Below are 26,001 nucleotides of genomic sequence, written 5' to 3'. Positions count from 1 at the left end.
GTCTGACAACTAGACACCACCTTTGCCCATCCCGCAAACCGCACTCCGATGGAACTTGTCATCAGCAACCTCAGCAAATCGTATCACCAGAAAACCGTTCTCGATTCTATCAATCTGGCTTTTCAGGGCGGAGATGTCGTTGGGTTACTGGGTAAAAATGGCTCCGGAAAAACGACTCTGCTTAACTGCCTGATCGACCTGATCGCTCCCGATAGCGGGCAATTCTTTTTCAACGACGAAGAATTGACGGGTGATCGTCTTCCATTTAAAGAAGAATTGGGGATTGTGTCTGACGTCATTCCGCCGGTTCCGGAATTTACCGGAACGGACTACCTGCGTTTTAAAGGTCTGATTCATCGGCTCGATGAGTCAACGTTTAAAAAACGCTCGACTGATTTGACCAATTTCTTTTTTGATGATGCCAGCGTTCTGAAAAAGAAGATCAGCCAGTATTCAACCGGGATGATTAAAAAAATCAGCCTTTGCGGAGCGATTCTGAACACGCCGTCGGTGTTGATTCTGGACGAACCGTTTGCAGGCCTTGATCCGGTAGCCGTCCGACAATTGATTTCTTTTTTGCAAACCTATCGCCGGGCTGACCGCATCATTCTGATCGCTTCGCACGACCTGAGTTACATTGAGGAGATAGCCAGCCGCATTCTGGTGCTGGACGATACACAAATCAAATTTAACGGTGAACTGGCGAAGTTTACCGAGCAGGGGACGAAAGTAATTAGCGAAGCGCTATTTGAGCTTTTAGCTCCGAAGACCAAACAGACCACCTTTGACTGGATTTAAACACCGAACTATGTTGCCGGTACTTCTTTTCGCTCTTCGCAGGCGGTTTATCAATTACTTCAAAAACGCAGAGTCGATCGCTGGCTTGGTCCTACAGATCGTTTATCTGGTAACACTGGCGTTGGGCGCGGGCGTTGCTGGCTGGTTGATCGATGTGGCGGCTACTAACGACAGGGTCGGAATCAATCCGGTCCATTTAATATTGACAGTCAACGGTTTTGTCTGCGGTACCTGGGCATTTATGGAGTTCTTTCCGGCCTATCAGCAACGGTCAAAACTGGTTTCGAGCGCGTTTCCGATTCGTTTCCGGGAGCTGTGGCTGGCGAATGTGTTCTATGACATCTTTACAGTATCCTTTGTCGGTACGGTTATTCCCTACTTCATTCTAAATGTGTTCTCGAATACATATACCAACCTGCATTTAGTCTGTTCGCTCCTGTTGCTTGGAAATGTGATGGTCTTCGTGCAATTGGTAAAAGCATTTCTTGAATCGGCCCATCGCAAACAGGTGCTATTTCTGATAAGCTGGTTGTTATTGAGTCTGACTATCGGTTTTCTTGTCTGGCATTGGCGTCTTCAGAACACAACTTTATCAGGCGCGTTGACCCTAGGTTTAGTCAGCCAATGTACACTTTTATATTTTGTGGATCGGGCAACGGAAGAACAGAAAGATACAATGAGTTCAGTGTTGAGAATTAGCATTCTATCCCCGGTTTACACCGCTTTTATCAATAATGCAAAAGCCCGGAAAGCGTTCGCTTTTGGTGTATTAATGAAAGCAATCTTCCTTTCCTTAACTGGAAAAACATTAACCAGCGAGTTTCTGATGACTAATTTAGTGTTCATGTTATACGTTTCCCCACTGATCCTATTCACTTACGTTGCCAATAATAGCTGGGGCTTTTTTCCGGCATTATGGATCAATCGAGCCCTCGGAAAACGCTCGGAAATCTACCGAATGTATCTGCAATTGATCGCATTACCGCTTCTCATTGACCTGATTGTGACGATAGGCGTTCTCATTTTTTTAAGGCGACTGAATCTTGAATTTGCCTTGTTTTATCTTATTATTACGCTCCTACTTATTTTGAATGGGTTGATCTTCTCACTTTATAAAGCTTTTTTCGTTCATAACAGCCTAAACTTTGGGCAGGTTAAAAATAATGTAAACGGATGGAGTATTCTTTCCGCTTTTATCCTGATTATACTGACGGCCCTGGCGCTGAAAACCGTTGTTACTACTTTGTTACTTTGTTTTGGCTTATCGGCTGTTGTCTGGTATTTGTTCGGCCGATTTCTTCCCGGCGATAAAGACCTCATTTACAAAACGTACGAAAGTGTATTTAAAAACCGGGGGTAGCCCCTCAAAAAGCGACCGCAGAAACAACCTAAACTTAGATTATACAAGTATTTGTCATCCTTATTCCAATAGCAGCTACTAAAGCTGCTCAAAAGACGCTTGGGTAAACTTAATTTGATATTAGACAAAGTAATAATAATCAGTTTTTTACGCATTCTGTAGTCCTGAATTCATGAATAGAACGGCTTTTCCGGAGCGAGATTCTTACTCCGGATTAATTTATGAATACGGATTACGTATATTGGTAACTTGGCCTAAAAAATGCTATTCATTATGGTAGTTTTTTTGACGCATAAAGTGCCATGCCAATTCCCGCAAACGAAACGGAACGATTAAGTGCCTTATACCGCTATCAAATCCTGGATACGCAACCGGGGAAAGAGTTTGACCGGCTGACCGAACTGGCCTCTCTGATTTGTGAAGTCCCTATTTCGCTGGTTTCCCTGCTGGATGAGAAGCGCCAATGGTTCAAATCCCGCATTGGTCTCGATGATCCGGAAACCAGTCGGGATATCGCTTTTTGCCGGTATACGATCATGGATAATGCGCTCATGGAGGTGGAAGATGCCACGATGGATGTCCGCTTTAAAGAAAATCCGCTGGTAACCTCCAATCCCAACATCCGGTTTTATGCGGGCTATCCGTTGACCGATCCCGATGGCTACAACCTGGGTACGCTTTGTGTGCTGGATCGCATTCCCCGGAAACTGACCGAAAGCCAGCTCAAATCCCTGCGGTTACTGGCCGACGTAGCAATCGAGATGATTGTGGAACACCGGCAAAAGCAGGAGCTGAAATACCTCGGAAATCTTTTTGCGCTTTCCAACGACCTGATTTGTGTGGCCGGGACAGACGGTTTTTTCAAAAAACTAAATCCGGCTTTTCACCAGGTGCTGGGGTGGAGCGAATCGTACCTGTTGCGCACTTCGTTCTTCGATCTGGTTCACCCGGACGATCTGCTGACCACCCAACAGGAAATTGACAAGCTGGCATCGGGCATGCTAACCGTCAATTTTTTCCACCGGTTCCGGTGTAAAAATGGCACGTATTGCCATCTTGAGTGGGTGGCCACACCCGAACCCGCCACGGGTTACCTGTTTGCCATTGCCCGGAACATTACCGAGGTGGTGCAACGGGAGCTTCAGTTGCACCAGTCAGAAAACAGGTTTCGCTCGTTTTTCGAAAACTCCCAGGGCTTGATGTGCATCCACGATCTGGAGGGGAAATTACTGACGGTGAACAGCGCGGGCGCGCATGCGCTGGGGTATGAGCCGCAGGAATTAGTTGGTCGTCGTTTGTTCGACATTGCTCCGGAGGAACAGCAGGAGGGGCTCACCCGGTATTTGCAAACCATCGGCCAGACCGGAAAAGCCAGCGGATTGATGCATACGCTGCACAAAGACGGGTCGCAGCTGATCTGGCTGTTCAACAATATTCTGGAAAAAGAACTGAACGGCGATACGTTCGTCATCGGCAACGCCATTGATATTACCCGGAGGCACCAACTGGAGTCTGATTTGAATCGGACGAAGGAAATGCTGGAGCAAACCAACGTAGCTGCCCGAATCGGAACCTGGGAAGTGAATGTGTCCGAAAGGAAGGTTTACTGGTCGGCGGTTACCAAAGCCATTCATGAAGTTCCGGACAACTATGTTCCGGATTATGAGTCGGCAATTTCCTTTTTCAGAGGGAAAAATCACGAACAGATCATCAAAGCCATTACGCGTTCCCGGCAGGAAAATATTCCCTATGATCTGGAACTTCAGATCGTTACGACAACCGGGCGGCCCGCCTGGGTTCGGGTATTGGGAACACCCGAATTTGTGGACGGAAAATACCGGCGATTGTATGGCACCATTCAGGATATTGACGAAAAAAAGAAAGCGGAACAGGCGTTAGTCAACGAAAAATTAAGGCTTGCGGCTTTTGTCGAACACGCCCCGGCGGCCGTAGCCATGTTCGACCGGGAGATTAAATACATTGCCGTCAGCCATCGCTGGATGGAAGAATATCACTTATCGGGCAGTGTCATTGGCGTTTCCCATTATGACGTCTTTCCGAATATGTCGAATGAATGGAAGGCCATTCATGCACGCTGCGTAGAAGGGGCCGTGGAAAAAAACAACGAAGATATCTGGCGGCCCGACGGATGGGATCATGACCAGTTTCTGCGCTGGGAAGTCAGACCCTGGTATCAGTTCGATGGCTCAATCGGCGGTATCATGATGTTTACGCAGGACATTACCGAAATTTGTTTGCAACGGGACGAACTGAAAAAAGCCAAAGTGCTGGCCGAGCAGGCCAGCGTCGCCAAATCGGAATTTCTGGCAAACATGAGTCACGAAATCCGGACACCTCTGAATGGGGTGATCGGTTTTACGGATTTAGTATTAAAAACATCGCTCAATTCAACGCAGGAGCAGTATTTGTCCATTATTAACCAATCCGCCAATGCGTTGCTGAGCATTGTCAACGACATTCTGGATTTCTCCAAAATAGAAGCCGGTAAGCTGGAATTGGCCATTGAAAAAGCGGATCTTTACGAAATCAGCAGCCAGGTTGCGGATATTATTACGTATCAGACCCAAAACAAAGGCATTGAAGTGCTGCTGAATGTTACCGCCGATTTACCCCGGTTGGTCTTTGTCGATTCAGTGCGCTTAAAACAGGTGCTGCTTAACCTGCTGGGCAATGCGGTGAAGTTTACCGAAAAGGGAGAAATTGAACTCAAAATTTCGGCCATCAGCGACCCGAATGCAGAGTATGTCGATTTTCGGTTTGAGGTACGCGATACCGGTATTGGGATTAAACCGGAAATGCAGGAAAAAATATTTGATGCGTTTTCGCAGGCCGATCCGTCTACCACGAAAAAATACGGCGGAACCGGGCTCGGGCTGACCATCTCCAACAAACTGCTGGGGTTGATGGGATGCCAGTTGCAACTCACCAGTACCCCCGGCGAAGGCAGTTGCTTTTTCTTCGAAATCCGCTTTAAAACCGAGCCGGGCAGTCGTGTAGTCTGGCAGGGTATTGAATCGATCCGAAACGTTCTGATTGTGGATGATAATGAACACAATCGACTGATTGTACGGCAATTATTAGTCCCGAAAGGGATTGGCGTGAAGGAAGCCGGCAACGGTTTTGAAGCGCTTCAATTGCTGGCGCAGAAAAAAAAGTACGACGTCATTCTGATGGATTACCACATGCCGTTCATGGACGGGCTGGAAACGATCCGCAAAATACGAACGGATGTTTACCCGTCGGCGAAAGAACAGCCCATTGTCTTGCTGCACAGTTCGGCCGATGACGAGAAAATCATTCGGACCTGCGAAGAACTGGAAATTCCGCAGCGGTTGGTGAAACCGATCAAAATGAATGAGTTGTATCAGGCATTGCAGCGATTGGTGCAACCGAAGGATCATCCGATCCCGAGCCCGCTTAATCCGCAAACCGAGGTAGCGACGACGCCGGTGAAGGTTTTGATTGTGGAGGATAATAAAATCAATCAGTTGCTGGCAAAAGTAATTGTGGGCCGAATCGCTCCAAAAGCCCGGATTCTGGAAGCCACCAACGGTCTGGAAGCGGTGGAATGTTACAGTCGGGAAAAACCGGATCTGATTCTGATGGATATTCAGATGCCGCTGATGAATGGCTACGAGGCCACGCAACGCATCCGGGAAATGGAGCTGGAGGGACGTGTTCCAATCATCGCCTTAACGGCGGGAACGGTGAAAGGCGAACGGGAAAAATGCCTGGAGGCCGGTATGGATGACTTTCTGACCAAACCCATCGTTGAAAAATCGATCAGTCTGCTGTTCGATCAATGGCTGGTTCCCAAGCCGAAAACCGTTCCGCAACCGCCGGATTCCGATGAGCCAACGGCGCACTTTAACCCGGAAACGATCCGGAAAATGGCCGATTACGATGACGAATTTGTTGGCGAACTGGTTGAAGCGGCCGGGAATGAGTTGAAAAAGTCCATGTCCGCGATTGTCCGACAGGCGGAAAAAACGGATTTGGCGGGATTAAAAGCCACCGGTCATAAACTCTACGGAATGGCGGCCAGTGCCGGAATGGCGAATCTGGCCAATATGGCCCGCACGCTGGAGTACATGGAAAGTTTTGACAATAAAAAAGTCAATGAATTGCTGGAAGGTATTCATTCGGAAATTAAGCTGATTCTCGGCTTACTGACGGAAATGCATAAACCATTATCTGAATGAGTTCCGACCGTACGACCGAATCCTAAAATCACCCATTCGGGAGTTGGATTTGTGTCAGATTCGTAGCTAATTACCCCAAAGAAGCTGATTTTCAAGCCAATTTCCGTCGTACATGGAAACTCCTGCTAGTACCGCAACGGCGGAAACCCCGCGCCCGGTAGACCGTGCCGACCGCATTCGCTCCATCGATGTAATTCGTGGAGTGGCTTTGCTGGGCATCCTGATGATGAATATTCCGTATTTCGGACTGCCGGAAGGAATCCTTGGATCGTTGAAGTTCGATCACCCCGGCGATGCGAATTACCTGACCCATCAGGTCATCGAAATCCTGTTTTCCGGTAAAATGCGGGCGTTGTTTTCCATGCTTTTCGGGGCAGGTGTCATTCTACTGACTACGCGAAAAGAGCATTCGGCTGGGTTGTCAATCGCCGATATTTATTACCGCCGGATTTTGTGGATGGTTTTGTTCGGCGTCATCGATGCGTACGTTCTGCTCTGGACGGGCGACATATTGTATGCCTATGGCCTCTGCGGTTTATTTCTCTTTCCCTTTCGCAAACTGGCACCCCGGTACCTGCTGCTGGCCAGTCTGGTTTGTTTCGGAATGCTCATCTTTAAAGGCCACCTGCGGTTTCAGGATATGAGGGGGAAACGGGAAGCTTATCTGAAAGTAGTCGCGCTCGAAAAACAGAAAAAGAAACTAACCGATAAGCAGAAAGACGATAAAAAAGCCTGGGAAACCGTCGTGAAAAATGGTAAACCGGATCAGAAAAAGATCAACGATGAAATTAAAAATGTACGCTCCGGTTATCCGACGGTTTGGGCCTATTATTTACCCATCAACACCAAAATTCAGTCATCGGTTATGTACGAGGTTTATTTTTGGGATGTCATCGGAATGATGTTTCTGGGAATGGCGCTGTACAAACTGGGAGTCTTCACCGGTCGGCTCCGACGGCGCGGTTACCTCGCCATGCTGCTGATTGGCTACGGGATTGGCATTCCGCTCGGCTGGTGGGTGCACCAGGAAACTACCCTCGCGCACGGCGATTTTGGACGTTACCTGGATAGTCACTTTTTGCCTCCAAACCGCATGACCTACGACATTCGCCGGGTGACAATGGCGCTGGGTCATGTCGGCCTGATCATGATCATCTATAAATCGGGCTGGCTGCGCTGGCTGACGGGCGCACTAGCCGCCGTTGGGCAGATGGCATTCAGCAATTACGTGATGCAGACGCTCATCTGCACCTTCATTTTCTTTGGGTACGGTTTGGGAAATTTCGGCCGGCTGACGTATTACCAACTCTTTTACGTCGTCGCTGGTGTTTGGGCCTTCCAGCTGGTTTTCAGTTCGTTGTGGTTGCGGTTTTTCTATTTCGGGCCGCTGGAATGGGCCTGGCGTTCATTGACATACTGGAAACGACAACCCTTCCGGATTTCGCAGCCGGATTCAGAAACCGTCGTTTCCAGTATACAAGCCTGACCGATTACAATTATCGCAGATCAACCACTTCAACGCCGGGGTATTTCGATTTGTCGAAAACAAAGTAGCTGTCCGGTACAGCAACATTCGGCGTGAATTTGTCAATGGTGTAGCTGGTTACTTTACCGGTTTTGTCGGTCAATTTCCAGCCCTTTATCTGTTTGTCGGCTTTGTTGACCGAAATTTGTACTTTAACAATCTGAGTGCCTTTCTTTTCCGGTATTAACTCCACCACGTCAACTGCCTGACCTCCCTGTTTCTGTTCGCCGATGTACTTGTAATTATACCCCTGTTTGTAGATGGAATAAATCTTCGTCGGGTTAAAATCACCGGCGGCTCCGGCGTCATAATCCTGTACGTTTACTTCGTTGGTTTCCTTGATATACGTAGACATCGTTTTGCCATCCGTGAAAACCTCCTGACCGGCCAGTTTCAGGCGAAAAGCCACTTTCTTTACCGTTAATTCTCCTTTGTAATTGCTGCCGTCGCCGGTATAGGTAAAGGACGCTTTATAGGAATTCAATGCTTTATATTTGGCACTCATCGCGTCCAGAACATCCGATGCTTTCTTGTCCTTTTGCGCAATCGATGGCAGCGACAATCCCACAACCAATGCCCATAGCAAGGCTAATTTCTTCATGTTTATTTTCTTTTATGTAAGCCTGGGTTCGTTTTTAAAACTGTCTGCAAAGTTGCCGACCGTTTCGTAGGTAGACAAGATTTAATTCAAAAAGTTTAATAAAAGAATGCAAGGAGGAGCGGCTGACGGGATGCGATCTTTCCTTTACCGCGCTTCCCGTTAGCCGCTCCTCCCACTTTTTCGGTTCCCTCAATTCATATTTTTCAGAAGCTCTTCCAGCGTATTGATGTCCTGGATCAACACTTCACGCGCTTTACTTCCTTCAAATGAACCCACAATACCGGCTGCTTCCAACTGGTCGATGAGCCGACCCGCGCGGTTATACCCTAATTTCAACCGGCGCTGAATGAGTGAAGTACTGCCTTGTTGATGGTTAACCACCAGCCGTGCGGCTTCGTCGAACATCGGATCCCGGTTTTCCAGATCCACTTCGCGTTCTTCCACACTGCCGCTGTCGTCACCGGCAAATTCCGGCAGGTTATACGATGAATCGTAACCGCGCTGGCTGCCCACAAAATCGCAGATGTCTTCAATTTCGTTCGTATCGACAAACGGACATTGCAGCCGGACAATATCGGAGTTCGACGAGAACAGCATGTCTCCCATACCGACCAGTTGTTCCGCTCCGCCCGTGTCCAGAATGGTCCGTGAGTCGATCTTGGACGTCACCTTGAACGACAAACGCGCCGGGAAGTTGGCTTTGATCAAACCGGTAATGACGTTCACCGAAGGGCGTTGCGTAGCCACAACGAGGTGAATACCGATGGCCCGCGCCAACTGCGCCAGTCGCGCAATCGGTTGCTCGACTTCCTTGCCCGCCGTCATCATCAGATCGGCCAACTCGTCGATCACCAGCACGATGTACGGCAAAAACTTATGTCCTTTTTCCGGGTTTAGCCGACGCTGGATAAATTTGGCGTTGTATTCTTTCAGGTTCCGGCACTGCGCGTCTTTCAGCAAATTGTAGCGGTTGTCCATCTCGATACAAAGCGAATTGAGCGTATTGACCACCTTTTTCGTATCGGTAATAATCGGCTCGTCGCTGTCGGGCAACTGGGCCAGAAAATGCCGTTCGAGTTTATTGAACAGCGTCAATTCCACCTTTTTTGGATCGACGAGAATGAGCTTGAGCTGAGACGGGTGTTTTTTATAAATCAGCGAGGTCAGCAACACGTTCAACCCAACGGATTTCCCCTGTCCTGTGGCTCCGGCCATGAGCAGGTGGGGCATTTTGGCCAGATCGGCTACGTAAATCTCGTTGGAAATGGTTTTTCCCATCACCACCGGCAACTCGAACGTACTTTTGGTAAACTTCTCGGTGGTCATCACCGACCGCATGGCCACCATCTCCCGGTTTTTGTTCGGCACCTCAATCCCGATTGTTCCCTGACCCGGCATCGGCGCGATAATCCGGATACCGAGGGCGGCTAAACTCAGGGCAATGTCGTCTTCCAAGCTCTTGATTTTGGAAATCCGGACGCCAGCTGCCGGGATAATCTCATACAGCGTCACGGTAGGCCCGATTGTTGCTTTGATGCTGTCGATTGTAATTCCGTAGTTCTGTAGCGTTTCAACAATTCGATCCTTGTTGGCTTCCAGTTCTTCCGCCGACACCTGCGCTTTTTTATTTTCCGGATACTCCGTCAGCAGTTCGATCGTCGGGAACTGATACCGGGGCAGATCGAGCGTTGGGTCGTACAGTCCGTGGAGTTTTAAAGCATCTTCATCAACCTCGTCCGTTGGCCCGGCATAGGCTTCCGCCACGGGTTGGGAAGGCTCCGAAGCCGGTTCAACCGGGGTGGTATCGGCGATGGTAAACGTGAGCGGTTTTTTAACCGAAGCGGCCGAAGTGCCCGACCCGTTTATTTTTTCCGGTTTTACTTCCGGTTCGTGGCCGTTCAGCGGTTCTGTGGTTTCCGAAACCGGGGGCTCTACCGGTTTCGGTACGCTGTTCGACTTCGGCTTGACGTCAATAAAGTCATCCACATCGTCTTCGTCCTCTTCCTCTTCTGGTTCTTCTTCCTCGTTAACCGTATTCGTATTCGATGGCCGGGGCGCCGAAACGGGTCGCTGCGGCAAAGCGATCGAAGGTAATTTCGTAATTCCGTAGAAAAAAATCAGGAATACAAACAGGGCAAAACCGATGATGGCGATTCCGCCCCAACCAATGAGGTTATAGAGCCAGACGTTTACTTCGTAGCCAATACCGCCACACCAGACGCTGCCCTGTCCGATGGAATCGGTGGCCAGAACGATGTAACCAGCCAGGGCGCTGATCCAGGTCATGTAGAACAACACGGCCTTGGTGGTTCGGCCCAGCGGCAGCAGTTCGAAATTAAAAACCAGTTTCAGGCCGGACAAAAACAAAATAACCGGTATGCCGAGGGCGGAAAAACCGAACCAGCGAAAAATGAATACGTGGGCGATGTAAGCCCCCAGCACGCCCAGGAAGTTTCGCATTTCGGTTCCCGATTCGCGCAGGGACGAGTCGGTAACTTTACTCAGGACGCTTTGGTCGGCCTGGCCGGTGAGCAGGTAAGAGCAGAAAGCCACGGTTAGACCAATGGCCAGCAGAATCAGCAACCCTCCGAAGGCGAGCTGCGACTTGCGGTCGGCTTGCCAGGTAGGCCATTTCATCGAAACCGGCGCGGTTTTCGGTTTTGGCCGCTCGCTCCGAACGGTGTTTTGTCGGTTGATGGGTTGAGTCATTTCTTTTTAGCTGCCTTAAACTACCTCTTCTGCCAATACTTTGCAAATCCTTTTAGCTAACGCGGGGCCTTCGTAAATAAACCCCGTGTAGACCTGCACCAAACTGGCTCCGGCCCGCAATTTCTCAAGCGCATCTTCCGCCGTCATAATACCACCAACCCCGATAACCGGGAACGCGTGGCCCGACTGTTGACAAAGATAACGAATCACTTCCGTCGAACGTTGTTTTAACGGCGCTCCGCTGACGCCACCCATGCCTATTTTTTCAACGGTCGTGGCATCGGTCTGCAATCCGTCGCGACTAATAGTCGTGTTGGTCGCGATAATCCCGTCGATGCGGGTGGTGGTAACAATCTCAATAATATCATCCAACTGACTGTCGGTCAGATCGGGCGCAATTTTAAGAAGAATCGGTTTCGCCACCGGTTTTTGCCGGTTTTCGTCCTGCAAACGCTGCAGCAAAGCCGTAAGCGGTTCTTTTTCCTGTAACGCCCGCAGCCCTGGCGTGTTCGGCGAACTAACGTTGACGACAAAATAATCGACGGTATCAAATAAATCGTGGAAACAGGCCAGGTAATCGTCCAGCGCGTTTTCGTTCGGTGTCAGTTTGTTTTTGCCAATGTTCCCTCCAATGATGAGTTGCTGACCAGAACTGCGTTTACGAAGCCGGTTGGCAGCTGCTTTCGCTCCTTCGTTGTTAAAACCCATCCGGTTGATGAGCCCTTTATCGGCTTTCAGACGAAAAAGCCGGGGGCGGTCATTGCCCGACTGGGGGCGGGGAGTTACGGTGCCAATTTCGATAAATCCGAAACCCAGACACGCCAGTTCATCCACCCATTCAGCGTTTTTGTCAAAACCGGCGGCCAAACCGACCGGATTTTTGAATTCAATGCCAAACAATTTCCGTTTCAGCCGCGGATCATCGACGGTAAACAATTGCCGGGCCAGCCAGCGAAAACCGGGAATGGCCAGTGAAATTTTCAGGAAAGAAGTAACAAAATGGTGAATCTGTTCAGCATCAAAACGAAAGAGGAGAGGCAGGACGACGCGCTTGTACATAACACAAATGTACAGAACTCCGCGGATGCTGTGCAAGCGGCTGGATGGATAAATGACTACCGGAAAAAATTATTTCCCGGTAGTCATCCGGAAACGGAGGGGCCGCTTCCGGCCTGTCTGGTTAATTGTCGAATAGATCGGATGACAAATATCGGTCGCCCCGGTCGCAGATAATGCAAACGACAACGCCTTCTTCCAGTTCCTCGATCAGTTTGAGAGCGGCAAAAACCGCTCCCCCGCTGCTCATACCGGCGAAAACGCCTTCTTCCCGGGCCAGTCGGCGGGTCATCCGGGTGGCATCATCCTGTGACATTTCAATCACGCGGTCAACGCGGCTGGGCTCGTAAATTTTGGGAAGGTACTCCTGGGGCCATTTGCGGATACCCGGTATTTGCGAACCTTCCGAAGGCTGGCAGCCGATTACCTGAATGGCCGGATTCTGTTCCTTCAAATACCGCGACGTTCCCATGATCGTTCCGGTGGTACCCATAGCAGAAACGAAATGAGTAATTTTACCTTGAGTATTTTTCCAGATTTCCGGCCCGGTTGTGCGATAATGCGCTAAGTAATTGTCTGGATTTGCAAATTGATTCAGCAGAAAATAATCGCCTGAATTGGCCTGTTCTTCGGCATAATCGCGGGCGCTCTCCATGGTTTCCATCAAGATAACCTTCGCGCCAAAAGCCTGCATGGTAAGGATGCGTTCGCGGGTCGAATTCTGAGGTAAAACCAACTCAATTTCAACATTATAAAGTCGGGCAATCATGGCCAGGGCAATGCCGGTATTTCCGCTGGTTGCTTCGATTAATTTCGTCCCCGGTTTCAGGTCGCCCCGATCAATGGCGCCTTTGATCATGCTGTACGCCGGTCGATCCTTGACGCTGCCGCCCGGATTATGACCTTCCATTTTGCCGTATAATTTGACACCCGAATTGGGGTTAATGTGCTTTAATTCAACGAGTGGGGTGTTGCCAACAAAGTCTAATAAAGTTGCCATGAATAGTTGCCGGAAAAAGTATGCTATCTGAAGGGAACACAAAGCCGCTTTTCAAAGTTGCAGCCGGTTTAAATGTTACCGAAATCGTTGTTGAAGATAAGTTGAACAGAAAAAAACAGAAAAAGTGAAAATATTTTTGCTGTTTCAGTATAATTTGTTGAAAAAACCTTGCTTTTATACAAAAATAAAACCCATTTTTGTAAAAGTTCAATATACAACAGCTACGTATATGAAATTACAGATCCATTCCAGTCCCAGAAATTCGTACTCCGAATACCAGTTACAATCCGTAACTCGCCATCTGAACTTGCCGGACATTACATTGCCTTTTTGGGGGCAGCGTCGGAAAATTCCGGCTTACCGGATTACGTGGCTGGAAGGCAAAGGAAATTATACGGTAGTACACTTCAGCGACGGTTCGGAAATGATCGTGTCGCTGACCCTAAAAAAACTGGAAGGCCGGCTGCCGTCGGAAATTTTTGTAAGACCTCACAAAAAGAGCATCATCAACCTGTTGTATCTCCAGGAGATTCGAACGGATAAAGGCGTCACTACTTGTCTGACAAGTGGTTTTGAAATTGAAGTTTCGCGTCGAAAAACCACCCAATTCATGAAATTAGTGATCGCATTTCAGCAGGAATTTCTGCCCCTGACGGCGCATTACGCAATGGCATGAAAGAAAAAAGCGGTTTTTCAACCGCTCTCTGTCCTACTACTTTTTATTTAGTTTCGCAAGTTCTTCGTCGCGCAACGGTCGTCGCAGAATTTTGCCAACGTTACTTTTCGGTAATTCCGCCCGAAACTCGATGTGCCGGGGCCGTTTGTAGTTCGTGAGTTGATCTTTGCTGTACTTGAGAATATCCTCCGCCGTCAGGTTGGGATCTTTTTTGACCACAAAAATTTTGACGGCTTCCGTTGATTTATCATCGGGAACCCCAATGCAGGCTACCTCCAGAACCCCCGGGCACTGGGCGATAACGTCCTCAATTTCATTCGGATAGACGTTGAATCCGGACACCAGAATCATATCTTTCTTGCGATCGACGATCCGGAAAAAACCGTCTTCGTCCATCACGCCGATGTCTCCCGTTTTAAAATACTCGCCTTCCATCACCTTCGCGGTTTCGTCGGGACGATTGTAATAACCGGGGAAAACCTGTGGTCCTTTGGCCCAGATTTCGCCGGGCATTCCCATCGGCGCTTCGGTGCCGTCTTCCTGCATGATTTTCAGTTCGGTACTCGGCAGCGGCAGACCGATCGTACCCAGCCGGGCGGTTCCGTCGCAGGGGTTCGACGTCAGAATGGGCGAGGTTTCGGAAAGGCCGTAGCCTTCGGCGATGGTGTTGCCCGTCAGTTTTTTCCAGCGTTCAGCCACCGACGTTTGCAACGCCATACCACCCGCTGAGGAAATCCTGAGGTTGCTGAAGTCGACTTCGTTGATGCGCGGATTATTCACCAAACCGTTATAGAGCGTATTCAGGCTGACAAACATATTGAACTTGTATTTCTTCAGTTCGTCGATGAAGGCGTTCATGTCGCGCGGATTGGTAATGAGAACGTTCAGACAGCCACTCTTGAGGGCCAGCATCGCGTTGACCGTCAGGGCATAAATGTGGTATAAAGGCAGCGGGGCAACAATAATGCATTGCTCAACGCCCATCAGGTCGATTTGCATCCATTTACTGCCCGCTTCGGTGTTGGCAACAATGTTGCGGTGGGTCAGTACGGCCCCTTTCGACACGCCGGTTGTTCCGCCGGTGTATTGCACGAACGCCATATCCGAACCCACTACGTTGACTTTTTGCAGTGGCTGGCGACTTCCCTGGCTTAGCGCTTTACTCAGCGAGACGGCTTGCGGCAGGTGATAATCCGGGATCAGTTTTTTTACGTATTTGACGACAGCATTGACAATCAGCTTCTTCGGGAAACCAAGCAGGTCGCCAACGTTGGTAATAATGACGTGTTTGATATCGGTCTGATCAATGATTTTCTCCAGATTGCTGGCAAAATTGCCGAGAATAACAATCGCTTTGGCACCCGAATCCTTGAATTGGTGCTGCATCTCGCGGGGCGTATACAGTGGATTGGTATTGACGACAACCAAACCAGCCCGCAGAATTCCGAAGATCGCAACCGGATATTGTAACAGATTGGGCATTTGAATCGCCACCCGATCGCCTTTCTGCAACTTCAGAACGTTTTGCAGGTACGAAGCAAAATGCCCGGAAAGCGTATAAATTTCCCTGAAAGTCAACACCTTATCCATGTTGGCATAAGCCCCGTTATCAGCAAACCGCTGACATCCTTCATCAATCAGTTCAACCAACGAGGGATAGGCATCAGGATCAATTTCGGCAGGCATCCCTTTCGGGTACTGTTTCAGCCAGGGGTACGGTTTTGCCGTTGACGGGTTTTCCATGGGATTAGAATGTTTTTTGTAAAAATAAGACAAAACTCGAAACCGCCTATGTACGCGCGGACTTTAGTCCGTGTTAAATTAACGTGAAAAACGCTTTCTAAAGTGCATGAACGAGTGTTGAGCTCAAAGTGGCCCTGCAATCGCCGGATACATTTGTACTGCTGAATTTGGCAGGAAGGTTCATCGATCTTTGTTGCGCTAAAGGCCATCGTCTCTAGTGCAACAAAGATCGGCGTTTGGAAGAAACCCGGCTAGCCGGAGTCAATAACTGGCCGTATGGAAGAAACAACTGACGCAAAAAAGGAAGTAGCGGGTACGTTAAAACGCCACGGCTTTCAGTCGCAAACCGGTGTCTTCCGGCAAACCGAACAGCAGGTTCATGTTTTGAACGGCGTGCCCCGACGCGCCTTTGGTCAGGTTATCGATAATGCTGCTGATCAGCAACTGGCCGTCGTGTAACTCCAGGTGAATCAGGCATTTGTTGGTATTGACAACCTGCTTCACGTCCACCGGGGCATCGCTGATGTGTGTGAAAGGATGATCCTGGTAAAACCGGTCGAAAAGCTGGCGGGCTTCGGGCAAACTGCCGGAAAAAGGCGTGTAGACGTTCGCCATGATACCACGCGTGAAATCGCCCCGGTAGGGAACAAAATGGATGGCCTGGTCAAAACCGGGTTGCAGGGCATTCAGACTCTGGCGAATCTCTTTCAGATGCTGGTGGGTAAACGCCTTGTAAATCGAAACGTTGTTGTTCCGCCAGGTGAAATGGGTCGTGGCGCTGAGCGACTGACCCGCGCCGGTCGAGCCGGTGATGGCGCTGACCTGCACCGCGTCGGTGAGCAATCCGGCCTGCGCCAGTGGTAAGAGGGCCAGTTGAATGCTGGTGGCAAAACAGCCCGGATTCGCAATTTTGGTGGCCGACCGGATTCGGTCGCGCTGGAGTTCGGGCAAACCGTACACAAAACCGTTCGACTCGTCGCGAAAATCGGTGCTGAGGTCGATCACTTTCAAGGTGTCGGGAATGGGGTTTTCGGCTAAAAACTTCGCCGATTCGCCGTGGCCGGAACAGAGAAAAATCACCGAAAGCCCGGCCTGATGGACCAGCTCGCGGGTATCTTCTCCCGAAAATGTCAAATCCGTATCGCCCAGCAGATCGGTGTGGGTGCTATAAACCGGTTTTCCCGCCTGACTTTTGCTGTGAACAAAAGCGATGGTTGCGTTAGGATGGTTGAGGAGAATACGCAGCAATTCGCCACCCGTATAACCTGCTCCGCCAATAATCCCGATAGTTACTTTAGTCATAATTTCTGATAGAGCCTGATGTGCTCGTTGGTGAAACGTTCCCAGGAGAACAATTGTGCCCGCCGAAGGGCTTTGATTGCTAATTCTTTCCGTAAATCCGATGATCGAACGACCGACAGAATCGCCTGCGCCAGCGCGTCGGTGTCGGTGGGCGACACCTGAAGGGCCGCGTCGCCAACGACTTCGGGCAGCGATGATACATTCGAAGTAATCACCGGCAAACCGCATTGCAGGGCTTCCAACGGCGGCAGGCCGAACCCTTCAAACAGGGAAGGATAAACGAAGGCCAGCGCACCGGAATAGATGGCGGCCAAATCTTCGTCGGGTACAAAACCGGTAAAAACCAGCCGCGACCGGATGCTTTCCTGCTTCGCGATTTCATCCAGAATCTGATCCATTTTCCAGCCTTTCGTGCCAACCAGAACCAGTTTTACTTCCCTGGGTAAGTCACCGCTTTCGGCCAGTGCAACGAAACACCGAATCAGGTGATCGAGGTTTTTGCGTGGTTCGAGCGTAGCCAGACTGAGCAGATACGGCTCGTCGCCCAACCCAAACCGGTTTTGCGTCGCTTTGATTCGACTGTTGTCCGTTACCGGGAAAAACAAATCCGGGGAAGCGGCCAGGTGAATAGGGGTGACGCGGGCCGGATCAAAACCGGTATGCTGGCAAAAATCCGCTTTCGTCGCTTCCGAAACCGTAACAATGTGTGCATCCGCTGGCAGGTTCGTAATCGCATCCTTTACGGCGCGTTCGCCCGCCGGAAACCATTCGGGGTGGTGAATCGGAATCAGATCGTGAATCGTCAGCACTTTCCGAAGGTTGGGCATTTTTCCAATGTCGGCCGGAATGGCAAAAAACGGCGAATGATAGATTGCCTGGTTCGGCAAATACTCCGCTGAAAACCGGGCCTGCTCGCTCTTCAGCGCTTTTCGGGTTCGGTAAAAAGCCTCCCGAATGACTTTCGACGGCAGACTTTGGGGCGCAAACGGCCCGAGCAGTGCATTTTCCAGCTTCGCCCAACCTAGTTCAGTCGGGCGATTGACTAGGGGCGGAGCCTGGGCACCGAAGGTTTCCCGTGCATACCGCAACGTTTCGGCCTGGTGCGTCGGGGCCGCCAGCGAAAGCTGAACGTCTTTCGATTCAAGAAGTCCCCTCACCAATTGCTCCGCCACCCGACTCACCCCGGTTTTGGCCTGGCGATGGTAAAAGCCAATACCCGGAAGGCTGGCGTCGATGATTACGTTCAATATTCTGTGAATATTGAATAATGAACAATGAACAATGAACAATGAACGGACGCATTAGCCTGTTCATTGTTCATTGTTCATTGTTCATTATTCATTGTTAGCCTCTGTCACTTTTCCGTAAATCATCAACTGATTCGACATCACTTTCGAGAAGCCGCGGACATCCTCGCCGGTCCAGGCGTTGTTCATTTCGCCGTAACTGCCGAAAGATGAGGCCATCAGATCGTAGGACGATTCGATGCCCAGCACCTGAAAACGGTACGGAGCCAGCAGCACGTGGACTTTGCCTGTCACGTGGCTTTGCGTATCCGCCAGGAAGGTTTCGATGTTGCGCATCACGGGGTCCAGAAACTGGCCTTCGTGGAGCATCGTGCCGTACCAGTTGGCCAGTTGATCTTTCCAGTACTGCTGCCACTTGGTCAGCACGTGTTTTTCGATGGCGTGGTGCGCTTTCAGGATAATGAGCGGAGCCGGAGCTTCAAAACCGACCCGGCCTTTGATGCCGATGATGGTATCACCTACGTGAATATCGCGGCCAATGCCAAACGGTCCAGCCAGTTCGGCCAGTTGTTGAATGGCCTGAACCGGATCGCCAACGGGCTCAGCGCCAATGCCCTGTAATTCACCCGCTTTGAAGTGCAGCGTAATTTGTTCCGGTTCAGATTTCGTCACCTGCGTTGGCCAGGCCGATTCGGGCAGAAAACCGTTGGAGGTCAGCGTTTCGCGACCGCCAACCGAGGTTCCCCAGAGCCCTTTGTTGATGGAGTAGGCGGCTTTGTGCCATTCCTGCTCAACGCCTTTCGATTTGAGGTATTCGATTTCGGCTTCGCGCGAAAGCCGCAGGTCGCGGATCGGCGTAATGATTTCCGCATCGGGGGCAATGATCCGGAAGGCCATATCAAACCGGACCTGATCGTTGCCCGCGCCCGTGCTTCCGTGGGCAATGGCGTTGGCACCGATTTCTCGGGCGTATTCGGCTACGGCGATGGCCTGAAAAATCCGTTCGGCACTAACACTGAGCGGATACGTATTGTTTTTCAGGACGTTACCGAAGATAAGGTATTTCAGACACTGCTGGTAGTAATCATCGGTTTTGGCGATGGCGGTGTGTTGCTTCACGCCCAGCGAATAAGCCCGCTCTTCGATGGCTTTTAAATCGGCGGCCGAAAAACCGCCGGTATCGACCAGAACGGAGTAAATTTCATACCCCAGGTCTTCGGATAAATATTTAACGCAAAACGAGGTATCGAGACCTCCACTGAACGCAAGAACTACTTTTTTCTGCTGAGACATCGCGGTGAACTATGGAACGTATGGAAAATTGGCAGAGGGCACAGGGGTTTGGGCATAGGGTAGAGGGTTAATTCACTTCGACCCTATGCCCAAACCCCTATGCTCTCCGCTCAAGATGCAAAACTAAAAAATCCCTTCCAGCCAACCGCCGAAAGGGACTTAAAATCACTTGAATACCTTTACAATGACTTCCTTACCCGACGGTTTCCAGTTCACGCTCGGGTTTCCTCACACGGGGACGATCCTGAAAACGCATCAGAATGCGTTGTTTGATGCGCATCCAGCGTTCGTACAGCTTCGATTCTTTCAGGAAATTCCACTTCTCGTTTTTCTCCTCCGATTTCTTGTGCTGCTCAGGGTCGTACAACATGCCCGTACACAGACAGTGTTTCCGGTTGGTCCGGGTCAGAATGTCGTAATTGACACAGCTCGAACACCCTTTCCAGAAAGCATCATCGGCCGGTAACTCGCTGAACGTCACTGGTTCGTAACCCAGATCGGAGTTTATTTTCATCACCGCCAGGCTCGTCGTTAATCCGATGATCTTGGCGTCGGGATATTTTCGGCGGGACAGTTTGAATGCCTCGTCTTTAATACGGGTTGCAATACCGCTTTTGCGGTGTTCCGGGTGCACGATCAGGCCCGAATTGGCCACGAACTTGCCGTGTTGCCAGGTTTCGATGTAACAGAATCCCACCCATTCGCCGGTGTTGGTGGTGGCCACGATCGCCTTGCCTTCCAACATCTTTTCCATCAGGTACAAAGGCGAGCGCTTGGCAATGCCCGTACCCCGCGCCTTGGCGCTTTCCTCCATTTCCCTGCAAATCGTTTCGGCCAGTTGAAGATGGTTTTCGTCAGCGACCTGCACTATATAAGTATCGTTGTTTACTTCTGGAATCATTGTCGTTTGATCGAATGAATGCACCCTTTTCCGGCAAAAACCGGTTGGATCTGTGATCAAAAAAGTTTGTTGATTATTGAAATTCGGAAAGAAATGAGCCGCAGGAGCGGATGCTCACCGCATAGGCAAGCAACAAGGTCGGGTCCTTTCGGACCTGAACCGAAATGGCGTTGTGTGGTAGAATGTCGGTATATAGACGGGTGTTGCCATTAATGTGATTGCCGAAAAGCGGGACAATGATAAAAGAATTGTTCCGATTGTGCAATAGAATAACGAAAAATTTGCAGAATGGTTCAGCCGTCTGCGGATTTTTTACAATGAGTTTTTTTATATATTTGTTGTGCGAACTTTTGAGAATCTTCATGTATCGTCTGTCCTCTGATGACCTGATTTATGGCTACATCAATGGTATCTTTCCGATGGCCGACACGGACAATACGCTCTATTGGTACTCGCCCGATCCCCGCGCCATTATTCCGCTGGACACTTACCAACCTGCCAAATCCCTGCGGCCCGTTCTGAATAAAAGGCTGTTTGAAATACGTATAAATGCTGACTTTGAGCAGGTTATGCGTAAATGTGCGCTGCCCCGCTCCGAAAACGACGGCACCTGGATTTCGGAAGAAATCGTGGAAGCCTACGTCGATCTGCACCGGATGGGCATGGCCCACAGCGTTGAAACCTACATTGATAATCAACTGGTCGGCGGTTTATACGGCGTTGCGCTGGGGGCGGTTTTTTTCGGCGAATCAATGTTTTATACAGTTCCGAATGCCTCCAAAGTAGCCTTTCATTATTTGATCGAAATCCTGCGAAAACAACAATTCGAGCTGCTGGATACGCAGTTTATCAACGATAATGTCCGGCGGTTTGGTGCCATTGAAATCCCGCGACCGGAATACATGAAGCTGTTGAAGCAAACACTGCAAAAAAAGGCCACCTTCGCCGAACCGGTTCTGGCGCATCTTTTCAAGAATCAGGCGGATTAAATCCCGGATTCCTCCGATGGTTTCGTAATTTTGCCCCGCATTCACTTCATCACCCGCAACGTCTTTCAGTTTCGTTTTTTAATCCCAGTTCAAGCGTGTCAGTTTTAGTTATTAAATTCGGTACGGCCTCGATTACGCAGCCGGACGGTTCGCTGAACGAAGCCGTGATTGCCGACATTGCCCGGCAGGTCGCCGAATTGCGTCGTTCGTACCACATTGTATTGGTATCGTCGGGGGCGGTTGGGGCCGGAAAAGGGCTCATTGACGGTTACCGGGGCGAAATGGCCCAGCGAAAAGCCGCAGCCGCCGTCGGTAATCTGCTGTTACTCAATGTCTATAACCGGTTTTTTTCCGAATACGACATTCCGATTGCGCAAACGCTCTGCGAACGCCACCACTTCGCCGACCGGCAGCAGTTTCTGCAACTGAAAGAAACCGTGCAGGAATTGTGGAAAAACGGCATTATTCCGATTGCCAACGAAAACGATGTCGTGAGCGACCGCGAATTGAAATTCTCGGATAATGACGAGCTAGCGACCCTCATGGCCGTCGGTTTTGGCGCGTCAACCCTAATGCTTTGCACCTCGGTGGGCGGTTTGCTGGATGAAGACGGGCACATTATTCCAACGGTCAACCAGGTCGATGAATCCGTTTTCGGGATTGTCCGGGATGAAAAATCGGCGCTGGGGCTGGGCGGCATGGCGTCTAAACTGACTTTTGCCAAGCTGGCGACGCGCATGGGCATTCGGGTAGCGATTTTTGGCCTGAAACAGCCCGACGGTATTCTGCGGGCGCTGCGGGGCGAAACCGGTACGGCTTTTACCCCGCAGGTCAGCTCGCCCTCGTCGCGGCAACGTTGGCTGGGAAGCGGCAGTCTGACCGCCGGAACGTTGCTCATCGACGCCGGGGCGGTGGCGGCTCTGGGTCGGCGGAACAGTTTGCTGGCGGTTGGTGTTCGGGCAGTAGACGGCGAATTTGCGGCTGGCGAAGTCGTTGAGATTTGCGACGAAAACGGCACAACTGTGGCCGTGGCCCGCGCCCGGCTGTCGTCGTCGGATTTACTGCCGCAACTGAACCAGCAGAATGTTGAAGTGGCAAATGCCAACGATATTGTACTTTTGTAAAAACAGTGGATTGTATGAATGCAGTAACTCCTCTTCTTCAGGAAACGAAGTTTGCTTCGGCATTTGTCCGGCGTTTGTCGGCCGAACAGAAAACCGCTTTGCTCAATCGGTTGGCGGATGTGGTTTTGGAAAATCAGGAAACCATCCTGGCTGAAAACCAGAAAGATCTGGATGCCATGCCGGATACCGACCCGAAAAAAGACCGGTTGTTGCTGAATGAAAAGCGGATTCAGGATCTGGCGGATAGCCTGCGGACGGTAGCGGTTTTGCCCGATCCGAGCGGCAAGGTGTTACTGGAAACAACCATCGAACAGGGGCTGCAACTGCGCAAACTGGCGGTGCCGCTGGGCGTGGTTGGCGTCATTTACGAATCCCGGCCCAACGTCACGCTGGATGTGGCCGCGCTGAGTCTGCGGTCGGGCAATGCGTGCGTGTTGAAAGGCGGGAAGGAAGCGCACCATTCCAATCAGGCGCTGGTGGACCTGATTCACCGGGTGCTGGCGGAATTTGATATTCCTGAAGCCGCCGTTGCGCTTATGCCGCCCGACCGGGCCGTGGTCAACGAACTGCTGACGGCCACCCGCTACATTGATATTATTATACCGCGCGGCTCGGATTCGCTGATTCAGTATGTCCGGAAAAACTCGCTGGTGCCGACAATCGAAACCGGTGCGGGCGTTTGCCATACCTACGTGGAACAAACGGCTGACCTCGAAAAAGCGCGGGACATTGTGATCAACGCAAAGGTGTCGCGTCCGTCGGTTTGTAATTCGCTGGATGCCGTGCTGGTCGATCGCGCCGTTGCGGAGGCTTTTTTACCTATGCTGGTCGACGGCTTAACCAAATGGAACGTTGAGGTTTTTGCGGATGAGGATGCGTATCCTATCTTAGCGTCAGCGGATTATCCGGCGCTCCAACCGGCTCAGCTGAGCGACTTTGGCCGGGAGTTCCTGGATTATAAGTGCGCTATCAAAGTGGTTGATGGTCTGGAAGATGCCCTGTCGCACATTCAGACGTATTCGTCGCGCCATTCCGAAGCGATTGTATCCCGCGATCCGGCAGCCATCGACCGGTTTTTGAATGAAGTGGATGCGGCTGCCGTTTACGCCAATGCCTCTACCCGTTTTACAGACGGCGGGGTGTTTGGGCTGGGTGCCGAAATTGGTATTTCAACGCAGAAATTACACGCCCGCGGACCGTTTGCGCTCGAAAAGCTGGTGACCGAAAAGTGGGTCGTCGTGGGCGATGGACAGGTGCGCTGGTAAGCAATACCTCTCTCGTTTCCAGTGGTTTGATTCATTTTTAATGAATTTCTAATCAGGAGTCCCGGAAAAACTGTCAATCAAAGCAGTAATTTTGCGACGTAGTCATCGTAACTTATAAAAATGGTCGGATTTAGGGAGTCTTTGCTGCTGATGTTCTCCACACCTCTGTATGTGCTCATCATTGGCGCGGAGATGTTGTTGAGCTATTACCAGCATCGCTCTTACTATTCAATAAAAGGGCTTCTGCAGAACTGCTACCTGACCCTGCTCAATATGAGCGTCGATTTGCTGGTTCGGGGATTCTATGTGGGCGTTTTGGTGTGGGTGTATCAATTCCGTCTTACAGAAATTTCAACGCCCTGGCTTTACTGGCTTACGCTGCTCATTCTGGAAGATTTTGCCTTTTACTGGCTGCACCGGGTCGATCATTTCTGCCGCCTGTTCTGGGCGGTTCACGTCACGCACCACTCGTCGGAAGAATTCAACCTGACGGTTGGTTTCCGCTCCTCCGTGCTTCAGCCGATTTACCGGTTTATCTATTTTATGCCGATCGCGCTGCTGGGTTTCCGGGCCGAAGACATCGTTTTCATGTATTCGGCGACGCAGATCTACGGAATTATCGTTCATACTCAGTATGTTAAGCGGCTTGGTTTTCTGGAGTGGTTTCTGGTGACGCCCTCGCACCACCGGGTTCACCACGCTTCCAACGTTCGCTACCTCGACCGGAACATGGGCATGATGCTCATCATCTGGGACCGCCTGTTTGGTACCTTTGCCGAAGAAGAACCGACCGATCCCGTCCGCTACGGTCTGACTACCAACCTGACGGATCATTCGCCCGGCAACCTGGTTTTTCACGAATGGAAAAAACTGGTAGACGACCTTCGTATACCGGGGCCGTTCGGTCAGAAGATCAAATACCTGCTGGCCCCGCCCGGCTGGAGCCACGATGGTCACAGCCTGACCGCCGACGAAATGCGCCAGCAACTGGGCATCGGCATTGAAGCGGATGAGTCGGACGCTGACATTCAGGTAATTGGCGAATTACAACCCGTTCAGGATCTGAGCGGTGTTGGCAAACTTCAATCGACTTCTGCCGAATCGACGGTTTCTCACCCGGATCGTTAAAAACCGTTCAACTTTTCCCCTTCGTTCAGCCGGTAGAGTTGCCTCAATTCAAGGTATATTTGGGTTTCAGACGATTCCTACATTCCTATGAATACAGCAATCTGCGTCATCGGCAGTTCCAACACCGACATGGTGGTGAAAACCGATCGGCTGCCGGTGCCCGGCGAAACGGTAATTGGCGGCACATTCCTGATGAATCCCGGCGGAAAGGGGGCTAATCAGGCCGTTGCAGCCGCCCGTCTGGGCGCTTCCGTGGTTTTTGTGGGAAAAGTTGGCAATGACATTTTCGGCCAGCAGGCGCTGTCGCAGTTCCAGCGCGAAGGCATCGATTCCTCCTTCGTTTTTACCGATCCGGAAAATCCGTCCGGGGTGGCACTCATCAACGTCGATGCTGCGGGCGAGAACTGCATTGCGGTGGCACCCGGCTCCAACGGCAATTTAACGCCCGATGAAGTCGGTCAGGCCGTTGATGCCCTACCGGATTCGTCCCTGGTGCTCATTCAACTGGAAATTCCGCTGCCCACCGTCGAACGCGCCATCCGGCAGAGTTACAAAAAAGGGCTGCGGGTTATTCTGAATCCGGCTCCGGCCCAACCGCTTTCCCCGGCTCTTTTTCGGTATCTCTACCTGATTACACCCAACGAAACCGAAGCAGAGTTGCTGACCGGTATTCGGGTGACCGATGTAGCGACGGCCGAAAAAGCCGCCCAGCAGTTCCACGAAGCCGGAATCCCGAATGTCGTGATTACACTCGGTTCGCGGGGAGCCTACCTGCACACGAATACTGTGGCCCGGCTGATTCCGGCCCCGGCCGTCTCGGCGGTCGATTCCACGGCTGCGGGCGATTGTTTCAATGGCGCTCTGGCAGTGGCCCTGTCAGAAAACCGCCCGCTGGACGAAGCCGTTGCCTTTGCCTGTAAAGCGGCTGCTTTTTCGGTAACCCGTATGGGCGCCCAGGCGTCGATGCCGGATCGGAATGAGGTCGATGAACCCAAATCCCCTAATTAAATTTGATCGTTTAGTGCTGTCTGGTCTATTATTGTGATCCTATAATGTGACGA

19 protein-coding genes are annotated in these 26,001 nt (G+C 50.7%); 10 read left to right on the top strand and 9 right to left on the bottom strand.

Translation table 11 applies throughout. The features are described 5' to 3' along the window. Positions 1-48 precede the first annotated feature (48 nt). The 4 genes from GJJ30_RS01650 to GJJ30_RS01635 all read left to right on the top strand — a co-directional run bounded on the left by GJJ30_RS01650 (position 49) and on the right by GJJ30_RS01635 (position 7,867). Positions 49-798: an ABC transporter ATP-binding protein gene (locus GJJ30_RS01650; protein ID WP_154172478.1), complete on the top strand. Its 750-nt coding sequence runs from the start codon at positions 49-51 to the stop codon at positions 796-798. A 10-nt stretch (positions 799-808) separates the two neighbouring features. Then, complete coding sequence (locus GJJ30_RS01645; protein WP_154172476.1) at positions 809-2,158, top strand: hypothetical protein; 1,350 nt, start codon at positions 809-811, stop codon at positions 2,156-2,158. Between the two features lie 302 nt (positions 2,159-2,460). Then, a complete protein-coding gene (locus GJJ30_RS01640) occupies positions 2,461-6,381 on the top strand; it encodes a PAS domain S-box protein (protein ID WP_154172474.1) in 3,921 nt (1,306 codons plus the stop codon). Between the two features lie 112 nt (positions 6,382-6,493). Then, entirely contained in the window at positions 6,494-7,867 is a 1,374-nt protein-coding gene (locus GJJ30_RS01635; protein ID WP_154172472.1) for a DUF418 domain-containing protein, read from the top strand. A gap of 10 nt (positions 7,868-7,877) precedes the next feature. Here the strand turns inward: GJJ30_RS01635 and lolA1 are convergent, their stop codons facing one another. The 4 genes from lolA1 to cysM all read right to left on the bottom strand — a co-directional run bounded on the left by lolA1 (position 7,878) and on the right by cysM (position 13,272). After that, a complete protein-coding gene (gene lolA1 / locus GJJ30_RS01630) occupies positions 7,878-8,507 on the bottom strand; it encodes an outer membrane lipoprotein periplasmic chaperone LolA1 (RefSeq protein ID WP_154172470.1) in 630 nt (209 codons plus the stop codon). 189 nt (positions 8,508-8,696) lie between these two features. Further along, positions 8,697-11,216, bottom strand: a complete 2,520-nt coding sequence (locus tag GJJ30_RS01625; protein ID WP_154172468.1) for an FtsK/SpoIIIE family DNA translocase — start codon at positions 11,214-11,216, stop codon at positions 8,697-8,699. Positions 11,217-11,231: 15 nt separating this feature from the next. Continuing rightward, positions 11,232-12,275 carry a quinone-dependent dihydroorotate dehydrogenase gene (locus GJJ30_RS01620; RefSeq protein ID WP_154172466.1) on the bottom strand — a complete coding sequence of 348 codons (1,044 nt, stop codon included), beginning with the start codon at positions 12,273-12,275 and terminating at the stop codon, positions 11,232-11,234. Between the two features lie 121 nt (positions 12,276-12,396). Continuing rightward, positions 12,397-13,272: a cysteine synthase CysM gene (gene cysM / locus GJJ30_RS01615; RefSeq protein WP_154172464.1), complete on the bottom strand. Its 876-nt coding sequence runs from the start codon at positions 13,270-13,272 to the stop codon at positions 12,397-12,399. Between the two features lie 229 nt (positions 13,273-13,501). Between cysM and GJJ30_RS01610 the strand changes: the two genes are divergently transcribed. Further along, positions 13,502-13,948 (top strand): LytR/AlgR family response regulator transcription factor, encoded by a 447-nt coding sequence (locus GJJ30_RS01610; RefSeq protein ID WP_229312892.1) that lies wholly within the window; start codon positions 13,502-13,504, stop codon positions 13,946-13,948. Between the two features lie 36 nt (positions 13,949-13,984). Here the strand turns inward: GJJ30_RS01610 and GJJ30_RS01605 are convergent, their stop codons facing one another. The 5 genes from GJJ30_RS01605 to GJJ30_RS01585 all read right to left on the bottom strand — a co-directional run bounded on the left by GJJ30_RS01605 (position 13,985) and on the right by GJJ30_RS01585 (position 20,434). After that, entirely contained in the window at positions 13,985-15,691 is a 1,707-nt protein-coding gene (locus GJJ30_RS01605) for an AMP-binding protein (RefSeq protein ID WP_154172462.1), read from the bottom strand. Positions 15,692-16,009: 318 nt separating this feature from the next. Beyond that, complete coding sequence (argC, locus tag GJJ30_RS01600; protein WP_154172460.1) at positions 16,010-16,993, bottom strand: N-acetyl-gamma-glutamyl-phosphate reductase; 984 nt, start codon at positions 16,991-16,993, stop codon at positions 16,010-16,012. Further along, positions 16,990-18,240, bottom strand: a complete 1,251-nt coding sequence (locus tag GJJ30_RS01595) for a glycosyltransferase family 4 protein (RefSeq protein ID WP_154172458.1) — start codon at positions 18,238-18,240, stop codon at positions 16,990-16,992. The genes argC and GJJ30_RS01595 overlap by 4 nt, the downstream gene beginning before the upstream one ends. Before the next feature lie 87 nt (positions 18,241-18,327). Continuing rightward, entirely contained in the window at positions 18,328-19,533 is a 1,206-nt protein-coding gene (locus GJJ30_RS01590) for an argininosuccinate synthase (protein ID WP_154172456.1), read from the bottom strand. 193 nt (positions 19,534-19,726) lie between these two features. Next, a complete protein-coding gene (locus GJJ30_RS01585; protein ID WP_154172454.1) occupies positions 19,727-20,434 on the bottom strand; it encodes a GNAT family N-acetyltransferase in 708 nt (235 codons plus the stop codon). Positions 20,435-20,796: 362 nt separating this feature from the next. Between GJJ30_RS01585 and aat the strand changes: the two genes are divergently transcribed. The 5 genes from aat (at position 20,797) to rbsK (ending at position 25,948) form a co-directional block, all read left to right on the top strand. Continuing rightward, complete coding sequence (gene aat, locus GJJ30_RS01580) at positions 20,797-21,423, top strand: leucyl/phenylalanyl-tRNA--protein transferase (protein ID WP_154172452.1); 627 nt, start codon at positions 20,797-20,799, stop codon at positions 21,421-21,423. A 95-nt stretch (positions 21,424-21,518) separates the two neighbouring features. Then, entirely contained in the window at positions 21,519-22,547 is a 1,029-nt protein-coding gene (proB, locus tag GJJ30_RS01575) for a glutamate 5-kinase (RefSeq protein ID WP_310588157.1), read from the top strand. A 14-nt stretch (positions 22,548-22,561) separates the two neighbouring features. Next, positions 22,562-23,812 carry a glutamate-5-semialdehyde dehydrogenase gene (locus GJJ30_RS01570; RefSeq protein ID WP_154172449.1) on the top strand — a complete coding sequence of 417 codons (1,251 nt, stop codon included), beginning with the start codon at positions 22,562-22,564 and terminating at the stop codon, positions 23,810-23,812. Between the two features lie 150 nt (positions 23,813-23,962). After that, entirely contained in the window at positions 23,963-24,940 is a 978-nt protein-coding gene (locus tag GJJ30_RS01565; protein ID WP_229312890.1) for a sterol desaturase family protein, read from the top strand. 87 nt (positions 24,941-25,027) lie between these two features. Continuing rightward, positions 25,028-25,948 carry a ribokinase gene (gene rbsK, locus GJJ30_RS01560; protein WP_154172445.1) on the top strand — a complete coding sequence of 307 codons (921 nt, stop codon included), beginning with the start codon at positions 25,028-25,030 and terminating at the stop codon, positions 25,946-25,948. Positions 25,949-26,001: the final 53 nt, after the last annotated feature.

The organism is Larkinella terrae (assembly GCF_009668025.1).
Taxonomy (GTDB): domain Bacteria; phylum Bacteroidota; class Bacteroidia; order Cytophagales; family Spirosomataceae; genus Larkinella; species Larkinella terrae.
Note: the sequence above shows the minus strand (reverse complement) of the source record. Positions and strands in the feature narration are given on the sequence as shown.

Excerpts from the sequence above, each read along its gene's own strand:
- GJJ30_RS01565 (WP_229312890.1), top strand. The coding sequence starts at position 23,963 with ATGTTCTCCACACCTCTGTATGTGCTCATCATTGGCGCGGAGATGTTG.
- GJJ30_RS01635 (WP_154172472.1), top strand. The coding sequence starts at position 6,494 with ATGGAAACTCCTGCTAGTACCGCAACGGCGGAAACCCCGCGCCCGGTA.
- GJJ30_RS01645 (WP_154172476.1), top strand. The coding sequence starts at position 809 with ATGTTGCCGGTACTTCTTTTCGCTCTTCGCAGGCGGTTTATCAATTAC.
- GJJ30_RS01585 (WP_154172454.1), bottom strand. The coding sequence starts at position 20,434 with ATGATTCCAGAAGTAAACAACGATACTTATATAGTGCAGGTCGCTGAC.
- argC (WP_154172460.1), bottom strand. The coding sequence starts at position 16,993 with ATGACTAAAGTAACTATCGGGATTATTGGCGGAGCAGGTTATACGGGT.
- cysM (WP_154172464.1), bottom strand. The coding sequence starts at position 13,272 with ATGGCAACTTTATTAGACTTTGTTGGCAACACCCCACTCGTTGAATTA.
- GJJ30_RS01610 (WP_229312892.1), top strand. The coding sequence starts at position 13,502 with ATGAAATTACAGATCCATTCCAGTCCCAGAAATTCGTACTCCGAATAC.
- rbsK (WP_154172445.1), top strand. The coding sequence starts at position 25,028 with ATGAATACAGCAATCTGCGTCATCGGCAGTTCCAACACCGACATGGTG.
- lolA1 (WP_154172470.1), bottom strand. The coding sequence starts at position 8,507 with ATGAAGAAATTAGCCTTGCTATGGGCATTGGTTGTGGGATTGTCGCTG.
- GJJ30_RS01570 (WP_154172449.1), top strand. The coding sequence starts at position 22,562 with ATGAATGCAGTAACTCCTCTTCTTCAGGAAACGAAGTTTGCTTCGGCA.
- aat (WP_154172452.1), top strand. The coding sequence starts at position 20,797 with ATGTATCGTCTGTCCTCTGATGACCTGATTTATGGCTACATCAATGGT.
- GJJ30_RS01640 (WP_154172474.1), top strand. The coding sequence starts at position 2,461 with ATGCCAATTCCCGCAAACGAAACGGAACGATTAAGTGCCTTATACCGC.
- GJJ30_RS01650 (WP_154172478.1), top strand. The coding sequence starts at position 49 with ATGGAACTTGTCATCAGCAACCTCAGCAAATCGTATCACCAGAAAACC.
- GJJ30_RS01620 (WP_154172466.1), bottom strand. The coding sequence starts at position 12,275 with ATGTACAAGCGCGTCGTCCTGCCTCTCCTCTTTCGTTTTGATGCTGAA.
- GJJ30_RS01605 (WP_154172462.1), bottom strand. The coding sequence starts at position 15,691 with ATGGAAAACCCGTCAACGGCAAAACCGTACCCCTGGCTGAAACAGTAC.
- GJJ30_RS01590 (WP_154172456.1), bottom strand. The coding sequence starts at position 19,533 with ATGTCTCAGCAGAAAAAAGTAGTTCTTGCGTTCAGTGGAGGTCTCGAT.
- GJJ30_RS01625 (WP_154172468.1), bottom strand. The coding sequence starts at position 11,216 with ATGACTCAACCCATCAACCGACAAAACACCGTTCGGAGCGAGCGGCCA.